Genomic DNA, 26,917 nt, shown 5'->3' with positions numbered 1-26,917 from the left:
TCCCCCGGGGGACCCCTCGGCTCACGTCAGTCTTCTGACCACGGAGAGCGGCAGCCGCTTCAGCAGGAAGCCGATGGGCGCCCAGGGCCAGGCGGGGACGTAGGCCCGGACCCGCCGCCTCTCGATGGCTGCGACCATGGCTCGGACGCCGACCTCCGTGTCGACCATGAACCGGGTCCTCTGAGCGACGTGCTCGTTCATCTCCGTGCGGATGTAGCCGGGGTAGACCACCGACACGTCCAGCCCCGGCACGCCCTCGGAGCGCAGCCCCTCGGCCACGGCGGCCACCCCGGCCTTGGTGGCGGAGTAGACGGTCATGGCCCGGCGCATGCCGCGCAGGGCCGACATGGAGGAGACCATCACGAGGTGGCCGCGCTCCTGTCCACGGAAGATCTCCATGGCGGCGTCGGCCTGCGCGAGGGCGCCCACGAAGTTGGTCATGGCGGTCTGCCGGTTGGCGTCGTGTCGGCCCGTGCCGAGCGCCGCGCCCTTGCCCAGGCCCGCGTTGACGATGACCCGGTCCACCCCGCCGAGCTCGGCGGCGATCTCCCCGAAGACCCGGTGCACCGCCTCGTCGTCCGTGACGTCCAGGGCCCGGAGCACCACGCGGCGGTCGGGGTGGACCGCGGCGATCCCGTCCCGGAGGACGGCCATGGGCTCGGTGCGCCGGGCGCACAGGCCGAGGTCGTAGCCGAGCGCCGCGAACTGGCGGGCCATCTCGGCGCCCAGCCCGGCCGAGGCGCCGGTGATGATGATGGTTCCCTTGCTCATACGCGGTTCTCCGTGGGGTCCTCGGGTGTGGGGGAGGGGCGCTCCACACGGCGGCGCACGCCCTCGGCCACCCGGCGCATCGCGCGGTCGTACAGGGGGCGCAGCCAGCGCTTGGCGAGGACCGCGGCTCGGCCCTCCCGGTCGGTGAGGATGACCGGACGACGCCGGTCCGTCCCTCGGAGCACGCGCGCGGCCACCTCGTCGGCGGACAGCCGCGAACCGTTGATCAGCCTGGTCGCGGAGGCCTCCACCTCGGGGTCGCTGCCACTGAGGGAGGCGGCCAGGTTGGTACGGAAGAACGACGGGCACACCACCGAGGCGGTGACGCCGTAGGGGGCGAGCTCGTGCCGGAGGGTCTCGCTGAGCGCGACGACCGCCGCCTTGACCGCGTTGTAGGAGCTCATGACCGGCGGGTGCACGAGCCCGGCCATGGACGCGACGTTGACGACGTGTCCCGACCCCTGCCGCTTGAACAGCGGGGTGAACGTGCGGCAGCCCCGAACCACGCCGAACAGGTTGATCTCGGTGATCCGCCGCCAGTCCTCGACGGTGAGGACGTCGATCCGTCCGCCCGCGGCGATCCCGGCGTTGTTGACCAGCACGTCGAGCCCGCTCCACCGTTCCTCGACGTGGGTCAGGGCCGCCGCCCAGTCGTCGTCGGAGGTCACGTCCAGGCGCAGGTAGGTGACGTCCTGGGGAAGGGGGTCGGGGGCGCGTTCGGCGAGGTCGGTGGCGACCACCCGGTCCCCGCGCGCCGCGAACGCGGCCACCAGTGCGGCGCCCAGGCCGGAGGCGCCGCCCGTGACGAGGACGCGTCGGCCCGCACCGGTTGTCGGGGTCCCCCGCTCGGGGGCGCTCATCTGCGGACTCCGTGCTTCACCGGTTCGAGCCGGGCGACCACGGCCCGGTGCGCCTCGCCCGGTCCGTCCGTGAGCCGCTCGGCGTCGGGGCCCTCGTGTGCGGCGGGCGGGAAGAGGTTCCACAGTCTCCGGGCGCGGGCGCGGTGCTCGTCGACCACGGGCAGGGGGCGCCACGGGTCGCCGTCGGCCCGGAGCGCGGCGGGGTCGTGTTGGCGGGCCTCCTCGACGGGCTCGATCCCGGTCTCGACGAAGGTGCGGACCCGCCCGACGAGGTCGGTGGCGCGGGGGGAGGGTGCGAAGTCCATGTCGTTGACACTACGACCTTGTTGAGCAACGCTCAATAGGGTGAGTGGAGCAGCTCCGCGCCGGACGCGGATGACCCAGGACGAACGCAGGCGCCAACTGGTCGGGATCGGCCTGCGCATGCTGGTGGAACGTCCCATCCAGGAGTTGGCGGTGGACGAGGTCGCGAGGGAGGCGGGCATCTCCCGAGGTCTGCTGTTCCACTACTTCCCCAACAAGACCGCCTTCCACGAGGCCGTCGTGGCCGCCGCCGGACGGCGCGTCGTGCGCAACACCGCCCCCGACGAGGACCGCACCGGCTGGGACGCGGTGACCCAGTTCGCCGAGCGCTACATCGAACAGGTGAACCGGCGCCGGGCGTCCTATGCGGCGCTGGTGTTCGGCGCGGGTCCGGTGACCCTGGACGGCGCGCTGGTGGAGGACCTGCGCGAGACCATGGGTGCCCGCGTACGCGCCCTGCTCGGCGCCCCCGAGTCGGCGGCGGCGGTCACCGACGCGTGGACCGCCTACCTGGAGGCCAGGGCCCTTCGCTGGGCGGCCGTCCCCGACGAGGAACGCGTCACCGACCCGACCGCCGAGGCCGACCACTGCGTCCGGGCCCTGCGCGCCCTGCTGGACCTGGACTGATCGCGTGCCGACGGCGCCCCCGGAGCGCTGTGCGCGGGGGCCGCGCGGGTCCTAGGATGCGGTGCGTGAGCCAACACACGACACAGCACGGAAACCCGCCACAGGGCGGCGCACCCCGACGGAACGGCAGCTCCCGGCGCGACGGCGACACCCCGCAGCGGGGCGGTCTCCAACAGGGAACCGAGACCCACCCCCATGAGGGTGCGGTGCGCGAGGTCCCCACCGGACGCAACGCCACCAGACTCGTCTACGCGCCAGAGAAGGACGGCCTCGCTGACGCGGGCGAGATCGTGTGGACCTGGGTGCCCTACGAGGAGGACGCCACCCAGGGCAAGGACCGCCCCCTGCTCGTGGTGGGGCGAAAGGGGCGGCGTCTGCACGGACTCATGCTCTCCACGCAGGTCCCCGACGAGCACGAACGCCAGGACTGGCTGCCGATCGGCACGGGCGCCTGGGACCGGGAGGGCCGTGACTCCTTCGTGCGGGTGGACCGCCTCTTCGAGTTCGACGAGGCGGCGATCCGCCGGGAGGCCGCCGTCATGGAGGAGAGCCTGTTCTGGAAGGTCGCGGCGGTCCTCAGGGACCGCTACGGCTGGACCTGAGAGGGACGCGGGGCGCTCCGCCGTCTCACCCTGTGGATAACCCGGTGTCTCCGGGGGCGGGGCCCTATACGCTGAGGGAGATCCTCCTGGTCCGGTGCCCTACGAAGGGGTGGGTCCACCGGCCCGGGCGGCCTCCCGAGCAAGGAAGCCCCGACAAGGATGACAGCCATGAGTGACATCGAGCGCGCGGTCCACGCGGTCGCCGAACGCGCAGGGGACGCGGCGGCCGACCTCGCCCCGCTCAGCCGGTCCGTGAAGGACGCCGCCCTGCTGGCCATCGCCGACGCCCTGGTCAAGAGGGCGGACGAGATCACCGCCGCCAACGCCGAGGACGTCGAACAGGCCCGCCAGGACGGCACCAGCCCCGCCATGATCGACCGGCTCACCCTGAATCCGGCGCGGATCGAGGCCATCGCGGAGGCGGTGCGCGAGATCGTCGAGCTGCCGGACCCGGTCGGCGAGTCCGTGCGCGGCGGTGTCCTGCCGGGCGGCCTGGACCTGCGGCAGATCAGGGTGCCCCTCGGGGTCATCGGCATCATCTACGAGGGCCGGCCCAACGTCACCGTGGACGCCGCAGCCCTGTGCCTCAAGAGCGGCAACGCCGCCCTGCTGCGCGGCTCCTCCTCCGCCTACAACTCCAACACCGCCATCGTCGCGGTGCTGCGCGAGGCACTGGAGGGCACCGGCGTCCCGACCGACGCCATCCAGATGGTCCCCGGCCGAACCCGGGAGTCCTCCACCGCGCTGATGCGGGCCCGCGGGCTCGTCGACGTACTCATCCCGCGTGGCGGCGGTTCGCTCATCCAGGCCGTGGTGCGCGACTCCACGGTCCCTGTCATCGAGACCGGCGAGGGCCTGTGCCACGTGTACGTGGACGCCGACGCCGACCTCGACAAGGCGGTGGCCATCGCGGTCAACTCCAAGGCCCAGCGCTGCTCGGTGTGCAACTCCGCCGAGACCCTCCTGGTGCACGAGTCCGTGGCCGAGGACTTCCTGCCGCGCGTGCTCGTGTCCCTGGCCGAGGCCGGGGTGACCGTGCACGGCGACGAGCGCGTGCTCGCGGTCGCCGCGGCCCACCCGACCGGCGCCACCGTGGTCGAGGCCACCGAGGAGGACTGGGCCACCGAGTACCTGTCCATGGACCTGGCCGTGCGGGTGGTCCCGGACGTGGACGCGGCGATCGCGCACATCCGGCGGTACTCCACCCAGCACACCGAGGCGATCGTCACCGACTCGCTCAGCACCTCCCGGTACTTCGTCGCCCGGGTGGACTCGGCGGCGGTGATGGTGAACGCGTCCACGCGCTTCACGGACGGCGGCGAGTTCGGATTCGGCGCCGAGATCGGCATTTCCACCCAGAAACTGCACGCCAGGGGCCCGATGGGGCTCACTGAAATGACCTCGACCAAGTACGTGGTCACCGGGGACGGTCACCTGAAGTAGCCGGGGGAACCGTCGGCACGTACCAGAATGGTCGCTCGGATGTCCGGGCGACCATTCGTGTGCCCGCACCGGCCGTGCACAACCGCACCAGAGGCTATCCGCAGCCCCTCGGGGTAACACACGTCACCAGGTGAATTCTTCTGCTGGAAACCTGGGCAGAAGCGAATCTTCTCCTGCAAGTATTCCCAAAGCGCTTTGGGGTCGGTACTTTCACTGTGGTGTCCCCAGGCGCTCTTCCCGCACCCTCATCAGGAGCGTCGGACCCCACCGGTCACGACGAAAGGAATTCCCCCGCATGAAGTTCGGGAGCAAGATCGCTGCGTCCACCGCCACCGCGGCCCTGGCCATCGGCGGCGTCACCCTCATGGCCGCCCCCGCCCAGGCGGACCTGATCACTCTCTGCTCTGGGCACGGTGGCGCGGTCACCCTGCCCACTGATCTCAAGGTCCCGGCCGGTGCGAGCTGCTTCCTTGACGGCACCGTCATCCAGGGCAAGGTCACCGTCGAGGGCGACGCCAACCTGCACGTCCTCGGTGGTCAGATCGACGGCGGCGTGACCGTCTCCAACGGTGGCTACTTCGACGCCTCCGACACCAAGGTCGCCGGGGACGTCGTCAACACCGGCTCCTACGGCACCTACCTGGAGGAGGGCACCTCGGTCGCCGGTCTGAGCGCCGCGCCCGCCGAGGGCGCCGACAACGACGGCTTCGTCTTCGTGGTCGGTTCCTCCGCCTCCTCCGTCGACGCCAGTGTCGGCGAGGTCTACGTCACCGACTCCCGTCTGGGTGGCGTGACGGCCGAGGGTGTGGAGTACGTGGACATCTTCGACAGCGTGGTGCGCGGTGACCTCTCCGTCACGGACGCGGCCTCCGGCGGCATCCTCGCCGACAGCGAGGTCATCGGAGACGCGACCTACAGCGGCGGCAACGGCCCGGTGGCGGTCGGTGCGGGCGCCGAGGAGGGCTTCGCCAGCTCGCTCAACTACATCGACGGCAACCTGACGGTCACCGGAGTCTCCGGTGGTGTGTACATCGACAACAACATCGTGGGTGGCGACCTGACCACCTCCGACAACAGCCCGACCGCCCAGGTCGGCGACAACAACCGCGTGCGCGGTGGCATCGTCACCCAGGAGGTCGCGCTGCGGGCGCTGGCCGCCGAGGTGACCGCCGAGTTCGAGGCGCACGAGGCGGACCTGGAGGAGACGGTCGAGGAGCTTCGCGCCCAGACCATCGAGGACGCCCTGGAGGCCGGTCCCGCCTTCTAGCCGGTCCCGCTCCAGTCGGTCTCGCCGTCCCAGGCGGCGCGACCACGGCACACCCGGCGGAGGGCCACCCCCCGCCCTCCGCCTCCAGCAGCGCCGACGGCCCCGTGCCGTCGGCGCTGTTCTCGTGTGGGTCCAGGCCGCCTCCGGGAACTCTTCGACCCCATCTGTCCCACAAACACCACTGATATGTCGTAGCAGTGACGACGGTCATGGCCCGGTGATACATTCCGGGGCATGGCTGACTCCGAACGGCGTGTCGTGGTCTCCGGTGGTTCCGGCGGAATCGGGCGGGCCATCGTGTTCGCCCTGGCGAGTGAGGGGGACGAGGTGATCGCCCTCGGGCGGGACTCCGGGCGGCTCGCCGCCATGGAGCGCCGGGCCCGCGCACACGGCCTCAACGTCACCACCCGGATCTGCGACATCACCGACGAACAGGCGGTGGAGTCCCTCGCGGACGGCCTCGGAGAAGTGTCCGTCCTGGTCAACAACGCGGGCACCGCACAGAGCGCACCGTTGCGAGGCACCAACCTCGACCTGTGGGACACCCACCTGCGCACCAACACCACCTCGGCCTTCCTGCTCACCAGGGCGCTCCTGCCCGGCATGCTCGCCCGCGACCGGGGGCGGATCGTCTTCATCGCCTCCACCGCCGCGCACACCGGATCCCGCTACACCGCCGCCTACACGGCCTCCAAACACGCGATGCTCGGCCTCGCTCGGGCCGTCGCCGCCGAGGTCGTGGGCACCGGTGTCACCAGCAACGCCGTGTGCCCCTCCTTTGTCCGCACCCCCATGACCGAGCGCTCCGTGGCCCGCATCGCCGAACGCACGGGGCGCGGGCTCGAACAGGCCGAGGCGACCCTGGCCACGACCAGCCCTCTGGGCCGACTCATCGAACCCGACGAGGTGGCCGCCGCCGTCGTCTATCTGGCGAGCCCCCTGGCAGGGGCGGTCAACGGCCAGTCACTGACCATCGACGGCGGAGGAACCCACCGGTGAGCCCCTTCCGTGAGTCCGCCCCGTGGCCGAACACTGGCGGCACTTCGGACTTCACCGGGGAGAGGGGGTGGCCACCGTGATCCCCGGGCAGGTCGCCCTGGCGGGCGCCCGCTCCGAGGTGCTGGGAGGAGCCCTACGAGGCGGTGGGGCCGAGGGCCGCCGCGGCGCGGACGTGCTGCAGGCCCGGTTCGCGCAAGAGGGCGTGCAGATCGAAGAAGACCCGAGACGCCCGGCTGCCGGCCCAGCGGTCGGGGAGCAACTCCGGGGGCAGACCCGGGTCGTGGAAGGGCATCCGCCGCCACGCGTCCACCGCCCGTAGGTGGTCGGCGAAGGCTGCCGCGCGCAGTCCCGGTTCCTGGTGTGAGCGGGCGCCCCGGCGGCGCCAGACGGCCGCCACCGGTTCGTGCTCGTCGAGGAACCCCTGGTACATCGCCTGGAGCCCGGGCAAGTCCCACCAGCGCGACACGGACGCGGTGAGATCGCGAAAATCCAGGTAGGAGGCGTGGAACAGCTCCGCGTGCTCCTCCAGTCCGAGGTCGCGAAGCGCTCTGCGGGCCTGGTCGGCCAGGTGGGCGGGGGCGATCCACACACCGGCGGCGGTGGTGCCGAAGCCGAGCCGGGTGAGCTGGGCGCGCAGGGCGTGGCGGCGGCGCCGCTCGGTCTCGGGCACCGAGAAGACCACGAGCACCCAGCCGTCCTGAACGCGGGCGGGCCGGTGGCCGAAGACGCGCTGGTCGTCCTCGGCGAGGATGCGTCGTCCCTGTTCGGACAGGCGGTACCCGGCCACCCCGCCCAGGCGTTCCGGGGTCAACAACCCCCGGCGCTTGAGCCGGGACACCGCCGAGCGTACGGCGGGGCCGTCCACGTCGAGGCCGGCCATGAGCACGATGAGGTCGGCCACCCCGATCCACCCGCCCACGTCACGGGCGTAGGAGCCGAAGAAGGAGACGATCAGCGACCTCGGCCGCCGCCGCTCGGAGTCGGCCGAGGTACCGGTGGGGGTGTCCGGCAGGGGATCGGCGGCGGTCCCGGCTGGCCGGTCGCTGTTGGACGTCACGCGGACACGATAGCGGCAGGAACCCACATGCCCCGGGTGGTCCACGCCATCACCGGTGGTCGGGCACACCGCGGAGAACTCTCCATGTAGGTCTCTTGGCGGTCGTCACCGTTACCGCACATCTATGATGTCGGGTGGATCACGTCACGACGAGGGTCGAGGTCCTTCCGTGGAGCTCCTCAGCGACGACACCACGTCTTCGCGCACCGGCGCCGGGAGCGCGCGGCCGACTTCGACACCGGGTCGTCCCCCACGGCCCCCCACCCCGGCCCGACCTGCTACGTTCCTCCGAGACACCGGCCACCCGGCACTGGAGGGGCGCCCAGAGGCCCCGGGCGCCCCGGAACCGGGACGGGACGGGCCACGAGCAAGGGAGACCGCGGTGACGACGTCCTACGGTGCCTACCCCAGCCAGATCATCCACCGTTGGGACCCCGAGGACCCCGAGGACCCCGGGGACCCCGAGGACCCCGGGGACCCCGAGGGCGCCGAGGGCCCCGCGCCCGTGGCGGTCCTCCTGCACGGCGGCTGGTGGCGCGACCTGCACGACGCCCACCTCATGGACCCGATCGCCCACGACCTCGCCGCCACCGGGTGGGCGGTCTGGAACATCGAGTACCGGCGCACCGGAGAGGACGGCGGCGGCTGGCCGCAGACCCGGGACGACGTCGCCCGCGCCCTCGACCTGCTCGCCGCCACCGCGGACCGCGACCCGGGCCTGGACGCCTCACGCGTGGTGTCCATCGGGCACTCGGCCGGGGGACACCTCGCCCTGATGACGGCGGCCGAATCCCTGGTCACCTCAGTGGTCGCCATCGCCCCCATCACCGACCTGCGCCGCTGCGCGGAGGCCGAACTGGGGGAGGGGGCCGTCGCACCCTTCCTCGGCCCCGACCCCGCACCCGCCCTGTACTCCGAGTCCTCACCACTGCACCGACTGCCCCTCGGCCTTCCCCAGCTGGTCGTCCACGGGGACGTCGACCAGCGAGTACCGGTCCAGCACAGCCGCGACTACGTGGCAGCGGCCGCAGCGGCCGGCGACCCCGTCGACTACCGGGAGGTCCCCGGCATCGACCACTTCGCCGTCATCGACCCCGAACGCGCCGCCTGGCGCGAGGTGCGCGACACACTCGCCCACGGCTGGGGCTGACCGCGCCCCAGGGCCCCGGACACACCAAGGGGGCGGTACCCGGCCGGACCGGGCGCCGCCCCCGAAGAGTTCGGGTGGGGCTAGTTGCTGTTGCCGCTCTGGTCGCCGCCGCCCTCGGAGCCGCCGTTCTGGCCGCCCCGCCAGCGGTCCGCCACCGTGTCGAAGATCTGGCCGCCGGCGCGCCCGGCGCCGCCCGCCACGTCCCGGATGGTCTTCACCAGAGGGTCGGAGGAACGGCTCCAGCCCTCCCGGTAGGAGTTGGCCGCGTTGCTCGCCTCCTCCGAGACACTGGCGTCACGGTCGGTGGAACGGCGCGCGTACTCACCGTCCAGGACCCGCTGGTACTCGCCGCTCTCGATCCACCGGTGCAACTCGGCCACCCGCACCACCGCGAACGGGTGGCTCTGCGGGATGGTGGTCATCAGTTTGAGGACGCTGTCCACGGCGTCGCCGCCGCCCTCGTACTCGCGGGCCTGCTCCATGAACGCGTCCGGGTTCATCTGGGACAGGTTCGAGCCGCCGGCCAGCTTCATCAGGGCGCGCTTGGCGGCCTCGGGGTTCTGGCAGGCGAGCAGACCGGCGCGGTCGCTGGAGAGCTCGGACTTGCGCTGCCACTCCCGCAGACCCGCCAGGATCGCCTGGATCGCGATCGCGCCCAGCGGGATCCACATGATCTTGGTGGAGAGCCACACCAGCAGCAGGAGCATGGTGCGGTACACGGAGTGCCCGCTCAGCACGTGACCGACCTCGTGGCCGATGACGAACCGCTTCTCCTCGTCGTTGAAGAGGTCGAACAGACCGGTCGTCATGACGATGAACGGCTTCTTGCGGCCGATCGCCATGGCGTTGGGCTGGGGGTCCATCTTCACGTAGAGCTCGGGCACCTCGTCCAGGTCCAGGACGTAGGCGGCGTCGCGGAGGTAGTCGTGCAGCTCCGGGAACTGCGTGGGGCTGACCCGCACGGCGCTGGAGAGGAACATCAGGCGGAGCGAGCGCTCGTTGACCCGACCGAACAGGGACTTGACGAGAGTGTCGAAGCCCGACAGCGATCGCAGCGCGACCAGGGCGCCACGGTCGGCGGGGTGCTCGTAGGCACGTGGGGAGATGTCTGTGAGCCGGACGCGTACGCGGTCTGGTGAGTTGGCCATAACGGCATGCTATGCGGCACGATGCCCGTTGGCCACGGTTCCGGGCCATCGAGATATGACTTGACTCCCCGGAGTTTCACGAACCCGCGGGAAGTACGGCGTCCCGGCCCTTGTTTCAGCTGATCCGGGAGTAACGCGCCCGGGAGAGGGCCGACACCCGCCAGGGTCGGCTAACCTCGGTTGGCCGAAACCGGCAAGACGGCAGCGCCACGGCGAAACGGAGCGCACAGTGACACACCAGGCCACCGGCGGCTCCCACGGAGGGAGCTCACCCGTGAGACGGGACGGCTCCGCACCGACGCGGGTCGGAATCATGGGCGGAACCTTCGACCCCATCCACCACGGACACCTCGTCGCCGCGAGTGAGGTCGCCCACCTCTTCGGACTCGACGAGGTGGTCTTCGTGCCCACCGGCCAACCCTGGCAGAAGGACCTCGACAAGGTCACCCCCTCCGAGGACCGCTACCTCATGACGGTCATCGCGACCGCCGAGAACCCCCAGTTCAGGGTCGACCGGGTCGAGATCGACCGTTCCGGACCCACCTACACCCTCGACACCCTCCGCCAGATGCGCGCCGCCTACGGCCCGGACGTGGAGCTCTTCTTCATCACCGGGGCCGACGCTTTGGGCGCCATTCTGAGCTGGCACAACGTCGACGAACTCTTCGACCTCGCACATTTCGTAGGCTGTAACCGGCCCGGACACCACCTCAGTGACACCGGCCTGCCCGCGGGCAAGGTCTCCCTGGTGGAGGTCCCCGCGCTCGCCATCTCCTCCACCGAGTGCCGCGAACGCGTCCGCAAGGGCGAACCCATCTGGTACCTCGTACCGGACGGCATCGTCCGCTACATCCACAAGACCGGGCTCTACCTGGAGTCCTGACCGCGCCACGCGGACCCGCATCCCGACCAAGTAAGGCAGCAGGCACAACGTGACAGCCACCGACAGGGCCCTGGAACTCGTCAAGGTCGCCGCAGAGGCGGCCTCCGACAAGCTCGCCCAGGAGATCATCGCCTACGACGTGAGCGACCAGCTCGTCATCACCGAGGCCTTCGTCCTGTGCTCGGCGCCCAACGACCGCCAGGTCCGCGCCATCGTCGACGAGATCGAGGACCAGCTCCGCATCCACTCCGGCGCCAAGCCCGTGCGTCGCGAGGGCGAGCGCGACGGCCGCTGGGTCCTTTTGGACTACGCCGACATCGTCGTCCACATCCAGCACGAGGAGGAGCGCGGCTACTACGGCCTCGAACGCCTCTGGAAGGACTGCCCGGAGATCGAACTCCCCGAGACCGCCCAGGGTGCCGAGCGCACCCCCCTGGACGAGCCGTAACCTCCGCGGCCGTCCGGTCGCCGAACAAGAGGGACACACCACGTGACTGACGCGCCCCGTGTGCTGTTCTGGCGGCACGGACGCACCGCCTGGAACGTCGAGAAACGCTTCCAGGGACAGACCGACATCGACCTCGACCCGGTCGGCCACGCCCAGGCCGAACGGGCCGGTCGGCTGCTCGCCACCCTGACCCCCGACGTCATCGTCGCGTCCGACCTCAGGAGAGCCGCGGACACCGCCGGGTACCTCTCCCGGTGCTCCGGGCTCCCGCTGGAGTACGACAAGGGGCTCAGGGAGCGCTTCGGCGGCAGCTGGGAGGGACACACCGCCACCGAACTCGCCGAACGCTGGCCCGTCGAACACCCCCGCATGGACATCCCTGACGGAGAGCCCATCTCCGAAGTCGGAGACCGCATGTACGCCGCCATCCACCGGGGTATCGACAGGACCCCGCCCGGCGGCCTCCTGGTCGTCGTCAGCCACGGAGCGGCCCTGCGGATAGGCATCACCCGCATGCTCGGCATCCCCGACGAACAACGGGAGATCCTCGGCCCGCTCAGCAACGCGTGCTGGTCCGTGCTCCAGACCCGAGCCGACACCTGGCGACTCATGGAACACAACGCCGCCAGCCTCCCCGAGCCCGTGGTGCTCAGCGACGACGCCTGAACCCGTTTCGACGAACCGCCCAACTTCCGCTAAGGTTCAGGGAGTCGGAAGGGCGCACGCCCCCACGACTCCCACACGGGGCTATGGCGCAGTTGGTAGCGCGCCTCCATGGCATGGAGGAGGTCTGGGGTTCGAATCCCCATAGCTCCACTCGACTCCGAAACGACCCTGCTCGGGGGACCTCGTCCTCCTCGCCGGGTCGTTTCGTCGTTTCTCTGGGGGGCGCCCCCACGCCCCCGGTGTGCGTTCGCTGGGGCTCGCGCACCTCGCCGCCCCTGCCCGCGCGTAGCCGCGCTCATTGAGGCGCCTGGCTCGCTCGCGTTCTCCCAGACCCGTGGTGGGTGCGGGTGATGGGTTTCCCGTTCGGCCCGCGCTGTCGGTTCCCTCTTGATTTCTCGCGAATGGACGTGCATTCTCTGGTCTACTCGTGTGTGGTCGTCGATCCGAGAAGAGGGTCAATTAGTGGGCAGCTTTCAGCGTACGTCTCTCGTGGTTATTCTGTCCGGATTTCTCGCTTTCGCCGCTATTGGTCCGGTTGCTGCCCGAATCCAGAATGTCGGTGGCGGAAAGTGGGACCAGGGAATGACGTCGTCCCGCGTCTACTCGAACTATCTCCACGAGACCGTGTGCCACACCTCCACCGCTGTGGGCACCTACACGTCCGTGGGCAAGGCGCCCGCGGGCAAGTGGTCGTACGCCAGCGCCCCGCGTGCGGAGAAGAACAACGCCACCTACTGGAACAACGACGTCGCCTCGTGCTGACCTGAGGGGCGGCGGGACGCCGCCCCTTTATCCCCCTATTCCTCGGAGTGTTCGGTGCTGCACCGAAGTGTCACCTTCACGCATTTCATTCTCCTCCTGGTCGCGGCCTTTCTCTCCTTCGTCACGGTTCGCACCTACGAGGAAATGGCGATCACGGTTCCCTCCGGCGTGGTCTGGGTGAACAGCAACAGCGGGGACGCCGATCTCCCGCAGATCGTCGACACGGTCGAGGGGTTCGCGGAGGAGACCGGGGTCTCCGTCGCACTGCACACGCCCGACCTGCGCGATCCCGGCAACGCCCGCCACCTGTACCTGGCGGCGGGCGCGGCCGGGGCGCCCGCCGCGAACTGGCTGGAGGACGGCTACCCCTCCTTCGGGCACACGATGCGCACGGACGTCCGTCCCTTCGCTGACCTCGAACAACCCGATCCGCGCGGGTTCTACCTGGTCTTCGGGACGCGGGAGGACACCCAGCGGTTCGAGGAGGAGCTCGCCGGGATCGGCCTCCGTGAGGTCTCCAGCGTCGGCGCGCAGGAACTGAACTGGACCGACCTCTACCGGTACGGCGGCGACCTCGACACCGCGTTGGTCATCCTCCTGCTGTTCTCCGTCACGGTCACGGCCTCCGGGGTCCTCCTCAACGCCCGTTCCTACGGTGTGCTGCGTCTCCAGGGCCACTCCTACGCGGGCATCCTCGGGCGCGACCTGGCCCAGCTGGCCCGGTTCCACCTCGGGTACGGGCTCGGCGCCGCGGCCCTGGTCCTTCTGGCCCTGTACCTCCACAACCGCTGGTCCCAGCTCGGGCTGTTCGCCGCGATCTCGGGACAGCTCCTCGCGCTGCTCCTCGGTGCGGCCCTGGTCGCCCACGCCTTCGCCCTGGCCATGGTGCACGCCACCGACATCCTCGGCGCACTCAAGGGGAGGCTGCCCGCCCGTCTCGCCGGGGCAGGGGCCTACCTCGTACGCGTCCCGGCACTGGTCTTCGTGCTCGTGGTGATCGGGCACGTCGTCGTCTCCGCCCAGAACGTGCGCGCCCAGGAGGAGAGCCTCGACAGCTACGAGCAGGCGGGGCAGGCGTCGCGGGTCACCCTGTCCGGAAGCGTCGACCTGACGGACGAACGCGAGGACATGGAGGGTCTCGTGGCGGGCTGGCTCCGCCAGGCCGACACGGAGGGCCAGCTGGTCCTGACCGCACGGGAACGGGGCGAGAACCTCCTGCCGCCCGGCAGACCGCGCCCCGACTTCGACGTCCTGGTGGTCAACGACACCTACCTGGAACAGCAGGTGGTGACCGCCGCCGACGGGCGACGCCTCGGCCGGGAACCCGGGGTGCGCCTCCTCGTCCCCGAGAACCGGACCGAGGAGGTCGGCGCCATCCTGGAGGGGTTCGGCTCGTGGCTGCGGTTCGTCGGTGAGGGATCGGCCCAGGGGTTCCGGACGGCGACCGTCGCGACCGGACAACGGATCTTCACCTACGGCTCGGACCTGCCCGGGGACGTCCACAGCCGGGCCCACCTGGAGGACCCGGTGATCGTGGTCCTGCCCGACGGCGGTGTCCTGGACGACCACACCTACGTCTCCTATGCGACCAGCGGGGGACTGGTCTTCCCCGACCCCGGATTCGCCGCGGCGTCCATCGCGCGACCGCCCTTCTCGACCTACGTCAACGGCCTCCAGATGGTCGTCACCAGCGCGGCGGACATCCAGACGCAGCTCGTCCGCGACCTGCGGCTCCAGACCTTCAACCTGGCGGCGGCCACGGTCGTGCTGCTGATGACCGCCGTTTCCGTCTGCGTCATCCACGTCCGCGCCCGGGCCCAGACGATCTTCGCGCGCCACCTGGCCGGATGGGGGTTCCTGGCCATCCACCGGAGGCTGCTCGTGGTGGAGTCCGCCCTGGCCGCGCTGTTCGTCGGCTGGGCCGTCTGGCGTACCAGGGCCGAACTCGCCTGGCACGCCGACCCTGCCAACCCGGTGACCGGTGAACCCGCGGCGGCCCTCGGACTCCAGCCCTTCCTCGCGGCGGCCATCGCCGTGTCCGGCCTCCTGCTCGTCACCGCCACGCTCCTGGGTTTCCACCGCCGCGTGGTGCGTGAGGGCGCCTCCCAGGCATGATCCGGTCGACCATCCCAAGGAGCACAGCGTGATCAACACACTCGACCTCGGCAAGTCCTTCGGACGGCGCGTCCTGTGGGAGGGCGTGAACCTCGACATCCGTCCCGGCGAGACGCTCGCGCTGGTCGGCCCGTCCGGCAGCGGAAAGACCACCCTCCTCAACTGCCTCGGACTCCTGGAGGCCCCCGACTCCGGAGAGATCCTCTTCTACGGCCGGTCCGTGACGAGGCAGGGAGCCGGGCGCCGACGGCGCTTCCGGAGGGACCACCTCGGCTACCTGTTCCAGAACTACGCCCTGATCGAGAACGCCACCGTCCGCCAGAACCTCGACGTGGTCCGCCGCGACCGGGAACGGCAGGAAGAGGCGCTCGACCGCGTCGGTCTGGCAGGGCGGGACCGGGAGCCGGTGCACCACCTGTCCGGGGGCGAGCAGCAGCGCGTGGCGCTGGCCCGGCTCCTGGTCAAGCGGCCCCGCCTGGTCCTGGCCGACGAGCCCACCGGCGCCCTGGACCAGGAGAACGGCGTCATGGTCATCGACACTCTGGCGGAGATGGCTGACGAGGGGTGCTCGGTGGTGATCGCCACCCACGACGCCTCGGTGCGGGACTCCTGCGACGCCGTGTTCGACGTGGGGGAGGCCTCCGGCCGTCGCCCGGTCGCCGCCGGACCCGGCCGCTGACCCGCACCTCGCGGCGGCCGATCGCAGGTACGTGCCCGAGCCCGCCACCGGAGCTCCGATCACACGGACGGCGCCCCTGAGGCCACCTCCTCGCCGCGGTCCTCGGTCTCGGCGATGTGCAGCGCGGAGACCAGGTTCCGGTACAGGTCGTCCTGCTCCAGGAGCTGCCCGTGGGTGCCCTGCGCGCGGATGATCCCGTCCTCCAGGAGCAGGATGCGGTCGGCGTGGATCACCGTGGACAACCGGTGCGCGATGGTCACCACGGCCGCCCGGTCCGCGTGTCCGCGTACGCTGCGGGTGATGGCCGACTCGGTGATCGCGTCCACCTGCGAGGTGGCCTCGTCGAGGAGCAGCACGTCCGGGGAGCCGAGCAGGGCCCTGGCCAGGGCGATGCGCTGGCGTTGACCCCCGGAGACCGAGCTGGCGTCCAACGGGGTGTCCAGGCCCTCCTCCAGGGACGCGAACTTCTCGGTCAGCAGGACGTCGTCGAGGACCCGCCGGATGTCGTCCTCCGTCGCCTCCGGGTTGGTGAACAGCAGGTTCTCGCGGATGGTGCCGGGCACCACCGGGGTGTCCTGCTCGACGTAGGCGAAGTGTCCGCGCACCTGCTGCGGGGACAGTTCGCGGTAGGGCGTGCCGTTGACCGTGATCCGGCCCTCCTCCGGCTCCAGGAACCGCAGGAGCAGCGACAGGACCGTGGTCTTTCCGGCCCCGGAGGGGCCGACGATCGCCGTGTGCCCGCGTCTGGGAATGGCCATGTCGACCCCCTGCAACGCGGCGGCGGCCCCGGGCGCGTACCGGGCGGTGACCCCGCGCAGCTCCAGCAGCGGTCCCCCGTGACCGTCGCCGGACCCCGGAGCGGAGCCACTCGGGCCCTCGGCCGTCGGTTCGAGGGGAATGGCCTCCACCTCGCGGATGCGCTTGGCGGCGGCGATGCCCGACTGGAGGGTGGTCACGCTCTGGGAGAGCTCCATGACCGGGTTCATCAGGGTGAAGGCGTAGAGCAGGAACGCGACCAGCGTGGAGACCGCGATCTCCCCCGAGGCCACCCGCATCGCGCCCACACCGAGGATGGCGATGATCGCCAGCTGGACGCCGCCGAAGGCGATGGTCCAGGCCACGGCCTCGCGCCGGACCGATCGGATGCCGTGCCGGGTCGCGTCCTCCGCGTGTTCGAGGATCTGCGATCCCAGACGCTCCTCGGCCCGGCTCACCTTCACTGTGCGGATCGCGCGCAGGGAGCCGTCGAGCACCCCGCCCATGAGCCCGAGGGAGTTCTGAGCCCTCTCCTGTGCCCTGGCGATGGCGGGCATCAGAGTGAGGAACAGGACCGTGACGACGACCACCGCGACGACGGTGACGCTCAGCAGGACCAGGTCGAGGACGCCCATCATGACCAGGGTCCCGATCATCAGAACACCGCCGTTGACCAGGCTGATGATGCTGCTGGAGGCGGCCTCCTTCAGCAGGACGGTGTCCGAGGTGGCCCTGGTGACGAGCTCGCCGGAGGAGCGCTTGGACATCGGGAACAGGGCCGCCCGGAAGTAGCGCCGGACGAGGGAGGTGCGGGCCTCGAGGACGACCTTCTCGGCGACGGTCCCGAGCACGATCCAGTGCCACAGGCCGGTGACGAGACCGACGCAGAACAGGCTGAGCAGGATCGCGATGGGCATCGCGAGGCTGCCCGCGTCGGAGATGGTGTCCAGGACGAGCTTGACCACCATCGGGTTGGCCAGCTCCAGGGCCGAGCCGAACAGGGCGAGGACCAGGCCCAGCAGGAGCTTGCTCCGGTACGGGCGGACGAAGGACCAGAGCACCCTCAACTGGGCGAAGCGCGGCTCCTGTGTGGTTCCGTCCGAAGAGTCGGGTGGGGCATGTTCTACCGGTGGATGAGCAGTCATGGATGAAAGTAGGTCATATGTGCCCGATTATTGTCAACAGGTTACCGACGCCCCTACTATGAGGACATGGTGAAGAGCGCTCCCTCTGAGGAAGAGACCAGAACCCGCGCCCGAACCCGCCGGGCGATCCTCGACGCCGCCGTCGACGTGCTCGGCGAGAACCGAGCCGCGCCACTGTCACAGGTGGCCACCCGCGCCGGGGTGGCGCGGAGTACGCTCCAGCGCTACTTCCCCGAGCGCGCCGACCTCGTGGCGGCCCTGGGCGACTACACCGACGAACTGGCCAACGAGGCCACCGAACGCGCGCGGACCACGGAGGGCACCGCCATCGAGGCCTTCTCCCGGCTCGTGTCCGAGTACTTCGCGCTCCGCCGGGCCGCCATGCTCTCCTTCGCCGGGGAGGAGGCCGCGCAGGCGCAGGACGAGGAGGAGTGCGGGCCCAGCGACCTCGCCCTCTACGAGATCGTCGAGCGCGGACACGAGGACGGCACCATCGACCCCCGGATCACGCCGCTGTGGGCACAGCAGCTCATGTGGTCCACCCTCTACGCGGGCTGGCTCCACGTGACCACGGCCAGGGTCCCCGCCTTCGAGGCACACAACATGTGCCTGATGTCACTGGTCAAGGCCGTCTCGCGGGAAAGGGCGGCCTGACCGCTCGGGGGCCGGTCGGCCCTCACAGGTAGAGGCCGGTGCCCCGATCCGGAGCCTCGTTCGCGATCGCGTGGACGTCCCGCTCCCGCAGGATCACGTAGCGCTCACCGTTCAACTCGACCTCGCCCTGTTCCTCGGGGTCGAAGAGCACACGGTCACCCGTCTTCACGTGACGCGCACCCGTCCCGGCGCCGCGCACCTCGCCCCAGGCCAGCCTGGTCGCCAGCTTCACCGTGTCCGGGATGACCAGACCCGCGCTGCTGCGCCGCTCACTCTTGTCCGGGACCGTCTTCACCAACAGGCGGTCATGGAGCATCTGGATTTCAAGCTTTGATTCGGCCACCTCCCCAGAGTATTCGGCCCGACCGGGACCAGCCCCCACGCCCGGGAGCACTCGAAGGTCACCCAAGGTTTCACCCTGGTCCGACCCACCCTTGACTTCCTGTAGAGTTGAAGTGTGCCGAGCGGGGAAACCGCCCGGCCTACCAGGGGCTATGGCGCAGTTGGTAGCGCGCCTCCATGGCATGGAGGAGGTCTGGGGTTCGAATCCCCATAGCTCCACGAGTAGGGCCCGCTGGGTGGTTGCCGCGCAACCTCCCGGCGGGCCTTCCTGCTTTCTCCGAGACGACCCCGATCGCACGCGATCGCCGGGTCGTCCCGTCGTTGCACCGGGGTGACCCCCACTCCCGGTGCGCGCTCGCCGGGGCTCGCGTACCTCGCCACCCTGCTCGGGGTGGGCACGCCCACGACGTCCCGTCCGCGGCTGACACGGGTGTTCGGCCCTCCGTTCGGCTCGCTCACGGCGGTGCCGTTCCGCGACCGGTTCCCTCTCTTCCTTCCTCCCGCCGTACCGGCGTCTCCTGTGCCCCGGATCCTGGCTCCCGTCGCGTTCCGAAAGTGGCCCGATCCGGGTTCGACACCGACTACCACCTTCCGGTGGAGAGGGCGGTGGAGGCCTCGGGAATGGAGTGGACCCACGTGCGCCCGGGGGAGTTCGCGTTGAACAAACTCTGGCTGTGGGGGCCTTCGATCAGGCGCCGGCGGACGGTCAGGGACCCGTTGCCGGAGGAGGCCTGGTACCCGGTGCACGAACGGGACATCGCGGACGTCGCGGTGGCCGCACTGACGGGGGAGGGGCACACCGGACGGGCGTACACCCTGAACGGCCCGGATCTGGTGAGCCGCCGGGAACAGGTGGCCGCGATCGCGGAGGCGATCGGGGAACCGGTGCGCTTCGAGGTGGTCGACGCCCACACGGCGAGGAAGGACTACCTGGCCCAGGGCGGATTCGCGGCCGAAAACGCGGACTTCCTGTTGGGCTTCGAGGACTACTCCGGTGGCGAGTCGGGCCCCGGGGACCTGGAGGTCCTGCAACCGGAGGCGGTGCCGACCTCGATGGACGCCCTCGGGCGGCCCGCACGCACCTTCCGGCAGTGGGCGCGCGACCACGCGGCGGACTTCAGGTAGTCGCCCCGTAGGCGAACAGGCAGCCGAGCCAGACCAGGCTGATGGTGATCGCGGCTCGCTGCACCAGGCCCACCCTGGGCGAGTCCTGCTCCCACAGTCGGCCGAAGGCGCCGGCGGCCACGGCGGACGCCGCGGCGACGATCCCCGACGCCACCTTCCAGACCGGGTCCGCGAGTTCGAGGACCGCGATGAGCGCGACCCCTGGCAGCAGCAGGAACACCACCGTGCCCGCCCAGTCGTGCGCCTGGTGCCGTGTGGAGTACTCCTCCGGGGTGGAGTCCGGGGTGCCGGGCGGGTAGCCGCGCATCGGGTCCATGCGGAAGATTCCCGAGGCCGCCAGGGCGAGTCCGAGCACTCCCACGCCCAGGGCCAGCGCATAGCCGTCGGTGGCGGTGGGCAGGGTGGTGGCCCCGGCCGTGATCAGCAGACCGCAGAGGACGAAGTTGGTCGTCTGGATCCACCCGCGAGGGCCGAGTGCCAGGGCGCTGACGGGTTGCCTGACGGACTGGTATCCGGGTCGGGTGAGGCCGTCCAGCAGGAAGACGGCGACGAACAGCCAGGAGCCGACGGCTCCGGACCACAGGAGTGGGGTCATGGGGGGCTCCGAACGATTAGGCCGTATGGACGGATTTTAGGCCGATCGGACTGATTCCCGCAAGGATTGTGCAATGCGTTGGTTGCGGTTTGGTTGACCCATGTGCAACCCTGGAGTTGCACAAAGGGGGTTGGTATGGACAGGATCGAACGACGGGTGGACATCGACGCCACCGCTGAACGGGTCTGGGAGCTCGTCTCGCGGCCGGGATGGTTCATCAACGACGGCCGAGTGGTCGACCACCGGATCGAGGAGGTCGAGGAGGGTGTGCACCTCGTGCACGACCCCACGCACGGTGTGTTCCGGGTGCGCACGGAGAAGCTCGATCCGCCACACCACGCCGTGTTCAGCTGGGTCGGCAGGGTGGAGGACGAACAGTCCACGCAGGTGGAGATCCGGATTCGTGAGCGTCCGGGCGGCGTCACGCTCACGGTTGTGGAGAGCGGGTTCGAGGGGTTGGGTCTGGCCGAGGCCGAGCTGCGTCGCCACGTCGCCGGACAGGTCGAGGGCTGGGAGATCGAACTCGCCGCCGCGCGCGGTCTGCTCGATCCACTGACGGTCGAGCGCACCGTGCACGTGGAGGCCAGCCCTGAGCGGGTGTGGGAGGTCCTGACGACGCCGGAGCACTTCGCGGCCTGGTACGCCTTCGACGGTGCGGACTTCGAGCCACGTGCGGGCGCACCGATGGAACTGCGCTGGGCCGAGCACGGAACGTTTCGCGGCCGGGTCGTCGAGGTGGACGCGCCGCGCAGGTTCGCCTACCGGATCGCCATGGAGCCCGGGACCGACCCCGGGGCGGACGACAGCACACTGGTGACCTTCGAGGTCAGGGCCTCGGGGACGGGGAGTCTGCTCACCGTCACCCAGGTGGGGTTCGACGCCCTGGAGGCGCGGTTCGGTGACGCGGCGGACAATGCCGCCGTGGAACTCGAGGGTTGGAACGGCGGACTCACCACCCTCACCGAACACCTCTCCGCCACGCAGGGGAGATGAGGCCGTGGACACCGCACTGCCTCCGGTCTTCGCCGCTCTGGGGGACGACACCCGGTGGAGCATCCTGGTCCGGCTGGGCCGGGAGCCCGCCTCGGCCTCGGAGCTGGCCCGGGAACTGCCCGTCTCCCGGCAGGCGATCGTGAAGCACCTGGAGGTCCTGCGCACCGTCGGGCTGGTGCGCACGAGGCGCAGCGGGCGCTCGGTCCTTCACGAGGTGGAGGGCGCCCGCCTCGACGAGGTGGGGCGGGACCTGCGCGGTATCGCCGCCGCCTGGGACCGCAGGTTGGAGGGGATCAGGTCGATCGCCGAGGATCGGGGCTGAGGGGCTCCTCGGAGCTGGTCCGCTGACCGAGGAAGGAGAGGAGTTCGGGGTCGTCCGAGGTGACGCGGTCCACCTCGGTGCCGCCGTCACAGGTGAGCATCGACACGGTCACGGTGCTGCCGGTGCGTGCCACCACGCGCCACAGGGCACCGTGCTCCTCCCAACGGAGCAGGGCGGCGACGTGCGGGTTTCCTTCGTCGCTCACTCGGACCCCCTTTCCCGGGACGTCTGGGCGCCGTCGTCCCAAGGTACGGGAGTCCCGCGCGCCCCTCCCCGGTCCGGGGAGGGGCGGAGCGCCTAGGAAGTGAGCGAGTAGAAGGTCAGCACCGCGGCGTGGTCCGTGGTCCACTCGTTGTCGGCGTGCCCCGGCGCCGGGGCGGGGTCCCCGACGACCAGGTCGTGCGACTCCCGGACCGTGAGATCACCGGCGTGGTAGACGAAGTCGATCCGGTCCTGCGGTTCCACGGGGCCGGTCGAGCCTTCGTGGAACGGGAAGAGCGGTGACCAGGTGAGGCCCGGAGAGCTCACCGGGTCCGGATGGGCCACACGGTAGGAGTCCGTGAACCCGGCCTCCGTCGGCAGCACCGAGGTCGGCCACGGCACGTCCGCGTACCCGCAGTTCTTCTCCCTCAGCTCCTCGGTCCAGTCCAGGTGCGAGGGCGCGTTGAAGTCACCCACGAGCAGTACCGGTACCTCGTCGGCGGCGTCGACCTGGTCGGACATCGCGGCCAGGGTGTCGGTGATCTGCGGGGTACGACCCGACTCCGCCTCACGCTCCAGGACCCGGTCCACGTCCATGCCGTCGAAGCAGAAGTCGTAGGGACCGTAGGGGGTGTACCCCAGGTGCACGTTCCACAGGTTGACCTGGGACTCCTCGCCGTCCAGCGCGATCCGCACGCCGCCGGAGGCGTTGACCTCGCCGTACTCCTCCACGATCGGGTACCGGCTGATCACCCCGAGACTGCCCGACCCCTGCCAGTGGTGCCAGCCCAGGGCCTGCGCCAGCCGGGCCGCGTGCGTGCCCTGCGTCTCCTGGAGCCCGACGACGTCGGCACCGCTCTCCAGCAGGAAGCGCACCTGCTTCTCGTGGTAGCCGTTGACCTGCGTGCCGCCGTGCCAGGTGTTGAGACTCATGACGCCCAACTCGTCGACCAGCGGCTCGTTGTGGCGGCGCACGGGGATGGTGACGTCCAGGCGTGCGGAGGAGCCGTCCTCGCCGGTGGCCTCCACCGTCACCATCGCCGAGGAGCGGTCGGGGCGGGAGACACCCGGCTCACGTCGCGCCGAGGCGCGCGGGGTGCCCGAGAGGGTTCCGTCCGCGGCCACCTCGACCCAGGCGTCCCCGCTCACCTTCGTGAACTCGGCACCCGCACCCGAGACCAGTCCGCCCAGGCGCGCCTCGTAGGCCTGACCCTGGCGGGCGTTGTGCAGCGTGGCCTCCTCCACCGGGAAAGAGATCGACCCCTCGTCCGACAGCCGCACCTCGATCGGTTCGGCCAGCCACGCGTAGCCGTCACGTGCCAGGAAGAAGGCGGTGTAGGAGCCGGGTTCCAGGGAGTCCGCGGACAGCCGCACGGTCCCTTCGGCCTCGGGTGCGTACTCCCAGACGAGGGAGGGGGCAACGTACTCCTCCTCCACGGGCCCGCCGCCGGACGAGCGGTAGAGCCCGATCCAGTTGGTGGCGTGCGGCTCGGAAGTGGAGTAGGCGAAGGTGAAGTCCTCACCCTCGGCCAGGGACAGGGTGCCCTGCGGTGCGGCGGACACGGGGAACGCCCCCAGCGCCAGGAGGAGTGCTGTGAGCACCGTCGGGATCAGGAAACGGACACGCATCCGGGGGAAGCCTCTCGTTCGGGGGATTTCCAGACTCAAGCCACCATCCGATACCCCGGAAACGGGCATGTCCAACATGGGGGTGTCTCGTCTGAAGACCCGGTGAACTCGGACCGGCGTCGAACGCCCGCGGTGTGACTCGAAAGATGTTCACGGCACCGCCGGACATCCGATAGAATCGAACCGTTGCCGCAAGGCACACGGGGCTATGGCGCAGTTGGTAGCGCGCCTCCATGGCATGGAGGAGGTCTGGGGTTCGAATCCCCATAGCTCCACGAGAAACGGGCCGCTGCTCGGGGGACGTCGTCCTCCTCGCCGCGGTCCGTTCCTGTTTCCAGGGGGAGGCCCCCAAGCCCTGCGGATTGCGCTCTCTGGGGCTCACCCACCGCGTCACCCTGCCGGGTCGTATCGTCGTTTCTCCGAGGGGACGCCCCCCAAGCCGCCCGGTGCGCGCTCCCGGGAGCTCACGCCCCCGGCCGCCCCGGTTCCCCCGCGATCACGACCTCCAAGCGTCCGTTTCCGGAGAACTCGGCCCGTTCCACGGACTGGCCCGCGTGGCCGGGGACGGTGCGCGCTCCCGCCTTCCTAGACTGGGCGGATGGACCACGACTCCGCCGACGAGACCAGCCCGGTCAGCCAGGTGCTGGACAAGATCCGCGAGGAGGTCGCCGGACTCACCGGCGGCCGGGTGGCCGACTACATCCCCGAACTGGCGGGCGTCGACCCTGGACAGTTCGGGATCGCCGCGGTGAGCGCGCACGGCCGTTCCTACTGCGTGGGGGAGTCCGAACTCCCGTTCACCATCCAGTCGATCTCCAAGCCCTTCGTGTACGCGATCGCCGTGGAGCAGCTCGGGCTGGACACGGTGCACGGACATGTCGGCGCCGAACCCAGCGGCGAGCCCTTCAACGCGATCAGCCTCGACGAGCACGGTCGTCCCGAGAACCCGATGATCAACGCCGGGGCCATCGTGACCACCTCCCTGGTGGAGAGCGCGGAGCCCGACAGACGCTTCGACCGCATCCGCTCGGTCCTGTCGTCCTTCGCCGGTCGCGCATTGGACGTGGACGAGGACGTGTTCCGCTCCGAGGCCGAGACCGGGCACCGGAACCGTGCCCTCGGGTACCTGAGTTTGGCCGGCGGCGTGCTGGTGGGGCAGGTCGAGGACGCCGTGCGGGACTACTTCCGCCAGTGCTCCCTCAGTGTGACCGTGCGCGACCTGGCGGTCATGGCCGCGACCCTGGCGGTTGGCGGGGTCAACCCGGTGACCGAGGAGCGCGTGGTCTCCCAGCGCACCGCGCGGCACACCCTCTCGATCATGTCCAGCTGCGGCATGTACGACCGCGCGGGGGAGTGGGGGCTGCGGGTCGGCATCCCCGCCAAGAGCGGGGTGAGCGGCGGCATCCTCGCGGCCGCTCCGGGCGCCTTCGGTGTGGGGGTGTTCAGCCCGCCGCTGGACGACGCGGGCAACAGCGTGCGCGGGGTGGCGGCGCTGGAGCGGCTCTCCGACGACTACGACCTGCACATGCTCCAGACTCCCTCGGAGCCGCCCTCGCCGATGCACAGCGTGACCAGGGACGGGAGCCGGCTCGACGTGCGGTTGCGGGGTGAGATCGATTTCCTCGCTGCCGAACAGATCGTGTCCCGGTTGGAGGAGGCCATCGACGACGCGCGGGTGACATCGGTGAGCGTGGCCCTGGAGCGGGTGTCCGGGCTGAGCGACGCCGCCAGGTCGTTGCTGGCCGCCGAACTCTCCGAGCTGGCCGACGCCGGAGTCGACGCCACGGTGAGCGACCCCAGGGGTGTCCGCCGGTCCTGAGGAATTCTCTTGCGGTGGGCACGAGGCGCTTGGAAGTCTGATCCGCATGCAGACCCAACGCCAGGTGCGCGCCGACTTCGACGACCGGACGATCGTGGTCTACCAGGCCTACTCCTCGGCGGTCGCTGACCCCGCGCTGCGGGCCGGTCGGTTCGTTCCGCCGTTCTCCCTCAAGCGGATGACGTGGATCAAACCGTCGTTCCTGTGGCTCATGCACCGGAGCAACTGGGCCCGCAAGCCGGGTCAGGAGCGTGTGCTGGCGGTGCGGATCACCCGTGAGGGATGGGAGGAGGCGCTGGCGGCGGCGCTGACCACCTCGGCGCCGGACGTGGTCGCCGGAGCGGCCGTGCACGTCCAGTGGGACCCGGAGCGCTCGCTGCGCGGTGCGGCGCTCAACCACTACAGCATTCAGGTGGGCGTGGGCCGGGGGCTCATCACCAGCTTCGCCGAGGAGTGGGTCGTGGGGCTGACCGACATCACCGAACGGACGCGCAGGATCTCCGAGGCGGTGCGCTCGGGCCGGGTGGCCAGGGCCCGGCGCCTGCTGCCTCCGGAGCGGGTCTACCCGGTCCCGGGCGGAACCGCGGCGAGGCTCGGGATCGAACGCTAGAGACCGGGACGGGTCTTGACGCGGGGCAGGGGCCGGGCGCATAATCAACATGTTGGTTGATTAACAGAGAGGTTGAATGCACAGATGGCGGACGACCCGCTCAGCCTTACCTTCGCCGCACTGGCGGATCCCACCCGTCGGGCGATCCTCGCCCGGCTCGCGGAGGGCGAGGCCACCGTCAACACCCTGGCGGACCCGTTCGACATCAGCCTCCAAGCGGTCTCCCGACACCTGAAGGTCCTGGAACGGGCCGGACTCATCACCCGGGGGCGAGACGCCCAGTGGCGCCCCTGCCGTTTGGAGTCAGCGCCGTTGGAGCAGGTCAACGAGTGGGTGGACCGCTACCGGGACCACTGGGAGGGACGCTTCGCCCGCCTGGATGAGGAAATACGAAGGCTACAGAGCCGTACCGGAGGAGAGCAGAGCCATGAGTGACCTCAGGATCGTCGCCGAGCCGGGCCGTCAGGACATCGTGATGACCCGCACCTTCGACGCACCACGCGACGTCGTCTTCCGTGCCATGACCGACCCCGGACTGCTGCCGAAGTGGTGGGGCCTCAAGGACACCGAGACCGTCATCGACCGGTACGACTTCCGCTCCCAGGGGAACTGGCGGATCGTTGAGCGCGACACGGACGGACAGGAGTACGCCTTCCACGGCGTCATCCACGACGTGAGCGCGCCCGAGAGCTACACCCAGACCTTCGAGTTCGAGGGCATGCCCGGGCACGTCCTGATGGAGACCCACCGCCTGGAGGAGGCCGACGGAGGCACGAGGTACACCTCCACCGCCGTCTTCCAGAGCGTGGAGGACCGGGACGGCATGCTCGCCTCCGGAATGGAGACCGGCGCCGGGCAGTCCATGGACCAGCTGGAGGCGCTGGTCCGCACCCTGGTCTGAACCCGGGGTTCGCCGCCCGGCGGCCGGGCCGGGCCGCGAACCGTG

The 26,917-nt window shown here is 70.4% G+C and carries 30 protein-coding genes and 3 tRNA genes; 23 read left to right on the top strand and 10 right to left on the bottom strand.

The window, feature by feature from the left end; translation table 11 throughout:
- Positions 1-21 precede the first annotated feature (21 nt).
- The 3 genes from BDW27_RS04685 to BDW27_RS04675 are packed head-to-tail and all read right to left on the bottom strand — an operon-like array spanning position 22 to position 1,936.
- Positions 22-771, bottom strand: a complete 750-nt coding sequence (locus BDW27_RS04685; protein WP_110048351.1) for an SDR family oxidoreductase — start codon at positions 769-771, stop codon at positions 22-24.
- Complete coding sequence (locus BDW27_RS04680; RefSeq protein WP_110048350.1) at positions 768-1,631, bottom strand: SDR family NAD(P)-dependent oxidoreductase; 864 nt, start codon at positions 1,629-1,631, stop codon at positions 768-770. The genes BDW27_RS04685 and BDW27_RS04680 overlap by 4 nt, the downstream gene beginning before the upstream one ends.
- Complete coding sequence (locus BDW27_RS04675; protein WP_233515636.1) at positions 1,628-1,936, bottom strand: hypothetical protein; 309 nt, start codon at positions 1,934-1,936, stop codon at positions 1,628-1,630. Before BDW27_RS04675 ends, BDW27_RS04680 begins: the two co-directional genes overlap by 4 nt.
- Before the next feature lie 40 nt (positions 1,937-1,976).
- On the opposite strand from BDW27_RS04675, the gene BDW27_RS04670 reads away from it, so the two are divergent.
- From BDW27_RS04670 to BDW27_RS04650, 5 genes are all read left to right on the top strand, one after another.
- Complete coding sequence (locus BDW27_RS04670; RefSeq protein WP_233515635.1) at positions 1,977-2,561, top strand: TetR/AcrR family transcriptional regulator; 585 nt, start codon at positions 1,977-1,979, stop codon at positions 2,559-2,561.
- A 206-nt stretch (positions 2,562-2,767) separates the two neighbouring features.
- Positions 2,768-3,163: a type II toxin-antitoxin system PemK/MazF family toxin gene (locus BDW27_RS04665; RefSeq protein ID WP_017545221.1), complete on the top strand. Its 396-nt coding sequence runs from the start codon at positions 2,768-2,770 to the stop codon at positions 3,161-3,163.
- A 168-nt stretch (positions 3,164-3,331) separates the two neighbouring features.
- A complete protein-coding gene (locus BDW27_RS04660) occupies positions 3,332-4,606 on the top strand; it encodes a glutamate-5-semialdehyde dehydrogenase (protein ID WP_110048347.1) in 1,275 nt (424 codons plus the stop codon).
- 295 nt (positions 4,607-4,901) lie between these two features.
- A complete protein-coding gene (locus BDW27_RS04655; protein WP_017545223.1) occupies positions 4,902-5,873 on the top strand; it encodes a hypothetical protein in 972 nt (323 codons plus the stop codon).
- 234 nt (positions 5,874-6,107) lie between these two features.
- Positions 6,108-6,872: an SDR family NAD(P)-dependent oxidoreductase gene (locus tag BDW27_RS04650; protein ID WP_017545224.1), complete on the top strand. Its 765-nt coding sequence runs from the start codon at positions 6,108-6,110 to the stop codon at positions 6,870-6,872.
- 133 nt (positions 6,873-7,005) lie between these two features.
- On the opposite strand, the gene BDW27_RS04645 is transcribed toward BDW27_RS04650, so the two are convergent.
- Positions 7,006-7,929 (bottom strand): PaaX family transcriptional regulator C-terminal domain-containing protein, encoded by a 924-nt coding sequence (locus BDW27_RS04645; protein WP_110048346.1) that lies wholly within the window; start codon positions 7,927-7,929, stop codon positions 7,006-7,008.
- Between the two features lie 382 nt (positions 7,930-8,311).
- Here BDW27_RS04645 and BDW27_RS04640 point away from each other — a divergent pair, with 382 nt between their 5' ends.
- The gene (locus BDW27_RS04640; protein WP_110048345.1) at positions 8,312-9,079 is read left to right on the top strand and encodes a S9 family peptidase; all 768 of its coding nucleotides are present in this window, start codon (positions 8,312-8,314) and stop codon (positions 9,077-9,079) included.
- Between the two features lie 80 nt (positions 9,080-9,159).
- Here the strand turns inward: BDW27_RS04640 and BDW27_RS04635 are convergent, their stop codons facing one another.
- Positions 9,160-10,227 carry a M48 family metallopeptidase gene (locus BDW27_RS04635; protein WP_017545227.1) on the bottom strand — a complete coding sequence of 356 codons (1,068 nt, stop codon included), beginning with the start codon at positions 10,225-10,227 and terminating at the stop codon, positions 9,160-9,162.
- 274 nt (positions 10,228-10,501) lie between these two features.
- Here BDW27_RS04635 and nadD point away from each other — a divergent pair, with 274 nt between their 5' ends.
- The 7 genes from nadD to BDW27_RS04600 all read left to right on the top strand — a co-directional run bounded on the left by nadD (position 10,502) and on the right by BDW27_RS04600 (position 15,780).
- Positions 10,502-11,110 (top strand): nicotinate-nucleotide adenylyltransferase, encoded by a 609-nt coding sequence (nadD, locus tag BDW27_RS04630; protein WP_255421452.1) that lies wholly within the window; start codon positions 10,502-10,504, stop codon positions 11,108-11,110.
- 49 nt (positions 11,111-11,159) lie between these two features.
- Complete coding sequence (rsfS, locus tag BDW27_RS04625; RefSeq protein WP_110048344.1) at positions 11,160-11,558, top strand: ribosome silencing factor; 399 nt, start codon at positions 11,160-11,162, stop codon at positions 11,556-11,558.
- Between the two features lie 42 nt (positions 11,559-11,600).
- Positions 11,601-12,224 carry a histidine phosphatase family protein gene (locus BDW27_RS04620; RefSeq protein ID WP_026129382.1) on the top strand — a complete coding sequence of 208 codons (624 nt, stop codon included), beginning with the start codon at positions 11,601-11,603 and terminating at the stop codon, positions 12,222-12,224.
- Between the two features lie 77 nt (positions 12,225-12,301).
- Positions 12,302-12,374: transfer RNA gene (locus BDW27_RS04615), tRNA-Ala, on the top strand.
- 279 nt (positions 12,375-12,653) lie between these two features.
- Positions 12,654-12,986, top strand: coding sequence for a lactococcin 972 family bacteriocin (locus BDW27_RS04610; RefSeq protein WP_370446422.1), 333 nt, complete (start codon positions 12,654-12,656; stop codon positions 12,984-12,986).
- Positions 12,987-13,040: 54 nt separating this feature from the next.
- Entirely contained in the window at positions 13,041-15,101 is a 2,061-nt protein-coding gene (locus BDW27_RS04605; RefSeq protein WP_110048343.1) for a hypothetical protein, read from the top strand.
- 28 nt (positions 15,102-15,129) lie between these two features.
- On the top strand, positions 15,130-15,780 hold the full coding sequence (locus tag BDW27_RS04600; RefSeq protein ID WP_110048342.1) for an ABC transporter ATP-binding protein: 651 nt from the start codon (positions 15,130-15,132) through the stop codon (positions 15,778-15,780).
- Between the two features lie 59 nt (positions 15,781-15,839).
- Here the strand turns inward: BDW27_RS04600 and BDW27_RS04595 are convergent, their stop codons facing one another.
- Positions 15,840-17,597 carry an ABC transporter ATP-binding protein gene (locus tag BDW27_RS04595; protein WP_110048341.1) on the bottom strand — a complete coding sequence of 586 codons (1,758 nt, stop codon included), beginning with the start codon at positions 17,595-17,597 and terminating at the stop codon, positions 15,840-15,842.
- Positions 17,598-17,747: 150 nt separating this feature from the next.
- Here BDW27_RS04595 and BDW27_RS04590 point away from each other — a divergent pair, with 150 nt between their 5' ends.
- Positions 17,748-18,335, top strand: coding sequence for a TetR/AcrR family transcriptional regulator (locus tag BDW27_RS04590; RefSeq protein ID WP_017545235.1), 588 nt, complete (start codon positions 17,748-17,750; stop codon positions 18,333-18,335).
- Between the two features lie 22 nt (positions 18,336-18,357).
- On the opposite strand, the gene BDW27_RS04585 is transcribed toward BDW27_RS04590, so the two are convergent.
- Complete coding sequence (locus tag BDW27_RS04585; RefSeq protein ID WP_017545236.1) at positions 18,358-18,651, bottom strand: co-chaperone GroES; 294 nt, start codon at positions 18,649-18,651, stop codon at positions 18,358-18,360.
- A 172-nt stretch (positions 18,652-18,823) separates the two neighbouring features.
- Between BDW27_RS04585 and BDW27_RS04580 the strand changes: the two genes are divergently transcribed.
- Positions 18,824-18,896: transfer RNA gene (locus tag BDW27_RS04580), tRNA-Ala, on the top strand.
- 336 nt (positions 18,897-19,232) lie between these two features.
- Entirely contained in the window at positions 19,233-19,802 is a 570-nt protein-coding gene (locus BDW27_RS04575; RefSeq protein WP_233515633.1) for an NmrA family transcriptional regulator, read from the top strand.
- Here the strand turns inward: BDW27_RS04575 and BDW27_RS04570 are convergent.
- Entirely contained in the window at positions 19,795-20,397 is a 603-nt protein-coding gene (locus tag BDW27_RS04570; protein WP_110048340.1) for a DUF998 domain-containing protein, read from the bottom strand. The two genes, BDW27_RS04575 and BDW27_RS04570, sit on opposite strands and share 8 nt — an antisense overlap.
- 135 nt (positions 20,398-20,532) lie before the next feature.
- On the opposite strand from BDW27_RS04570, the gene BDW27_RS04565 reads away from it, so the two are divergent.
- Positions 20,533-21,390, top strand: coding sequence for an SRPBCC domain-containing protein (locus tag BDW27_RS04565; protein WP_110048339.1), 858 nt, complete (start codon positions 20,533-20,535; stop codon positions 21,388-21,390).
- Positions 21,391-21,394: 4 nt separating this feature from the next.
- The gene (locus BDW27_RS04560; protein ID WP_017545240.1) at positions 21,395-21,712 is read left to right on the top strand and encodes a metalloregulator ArsR/SmtB family transcription factor; all 318 of its coding nucleotides are present in this window, start codon (positions 21,395-21,397) and stop codon (positions 21,710-21,712) included.
- Here BDW27_RS04560 and BDW27_RS04555 read toward each other — a convergent pair.
- Positions 21,684-21,917, bottom strand: coding sequence for a hypothetical protein (locus BDW27_RS04555; protein WP_017545241.1), 234 nt, complete (start codon positions 21,915-21,917; stop codon positions 21,684-21,686). The genes BDW27_RS04560 and BDW27_RS04555 overlap by 29 nt on opposite strands.
- Positions 21,918-22,009: 92 nt before the next feature.
- Entirely contained in the window at positions 22,010-23,542 is a 1,533-nt protein-coding gene (locus tag BDW27_RS04550) for an endonuclease/exonuclease/phosphatase family protein (protein WP_110048338.1), read from the bottom strand.
- Positions 23,543-23,744: 202 nt separating this feature from the next.
- Here BDW27_RS04550 and BDW27_RS04545 point away from each other — a divergent pair.
- The 5 genes from BDW27_RS04545 to BDW27_RS04525 all read left to right on the top strand — a co-directional run bounded on the left by BDW27_RS04545 (position 23,745) and on the right by BDW27_RS04525 (position 26,872).
- Positions 23,745-23,817: transfer RNA gene (locus BDW27_RS04545), tRNA-Ala, on the top strand.
- A gap of 323 nt (positions 23,818-24,140) precedes the next feature.
- Positions 24,141-25,361, top strand: coding sequence for a glutaminase A (gene glsA / locus BDW27_RS04540; protein WP_110048337.1), 1,221 nt, complete (start codon positions 24,141-24,143; stop codon positions 25,359-25,361).
- Between the two features lie 46 nt (positions 25,362-25,407).
- Positions 25,408-25,971, top strand: coding sequence for a DUF4291 domain-containing protein (locus BDW27_RS04535; RefSeq protein WP_110048336.1), 564 nt, complete (start codon positions 25,408-25,410; stop codon positions 25,969-25,971).
- An 84-nt stretch (positions 25,972-26,055) separates the two neighbouring features.
- A complete protein-coding gene (locus BDW27_RS04530) occupies positions 26,056-26,406 on the top strand; it encodes a helix-turn-helix transcriptional regulator (protein WP_110048335.1) in 351 nt (116 codons plus the stop codon).
- Complete coding sequence (locus BDW27_RS04525) at positions 26,399-26,872, top strand: SRPBCC family protein (protein ID WP_110048334.1); 474 nt, start codon at positions 26,399-26,401, stop codon at positions 26,870-26,872. The genes BDW27_RS04530 and BDW27_RS04525 overlap by 8 nt, the downstream gene beginning before the upstream one ends.
- The last annotated feature ends 45 nt before the right edge of the window (positions 26,873-26,917 follow it).

This window comes from Nocardiopsis sp. L17-MgMaSL7, assembly GCF_003182025.1.
GTDB lineage: Bacteria > Actinomycetota > Actinomycetes > Streptosporangiales > Streptosporangiaceae > Nocardiopsis > Nocardiopsis prasina.
Note: the sequence above shows the minus strand (reverse complement) of the source record. Positions and strands in the feature narration are given on the sequence as shown.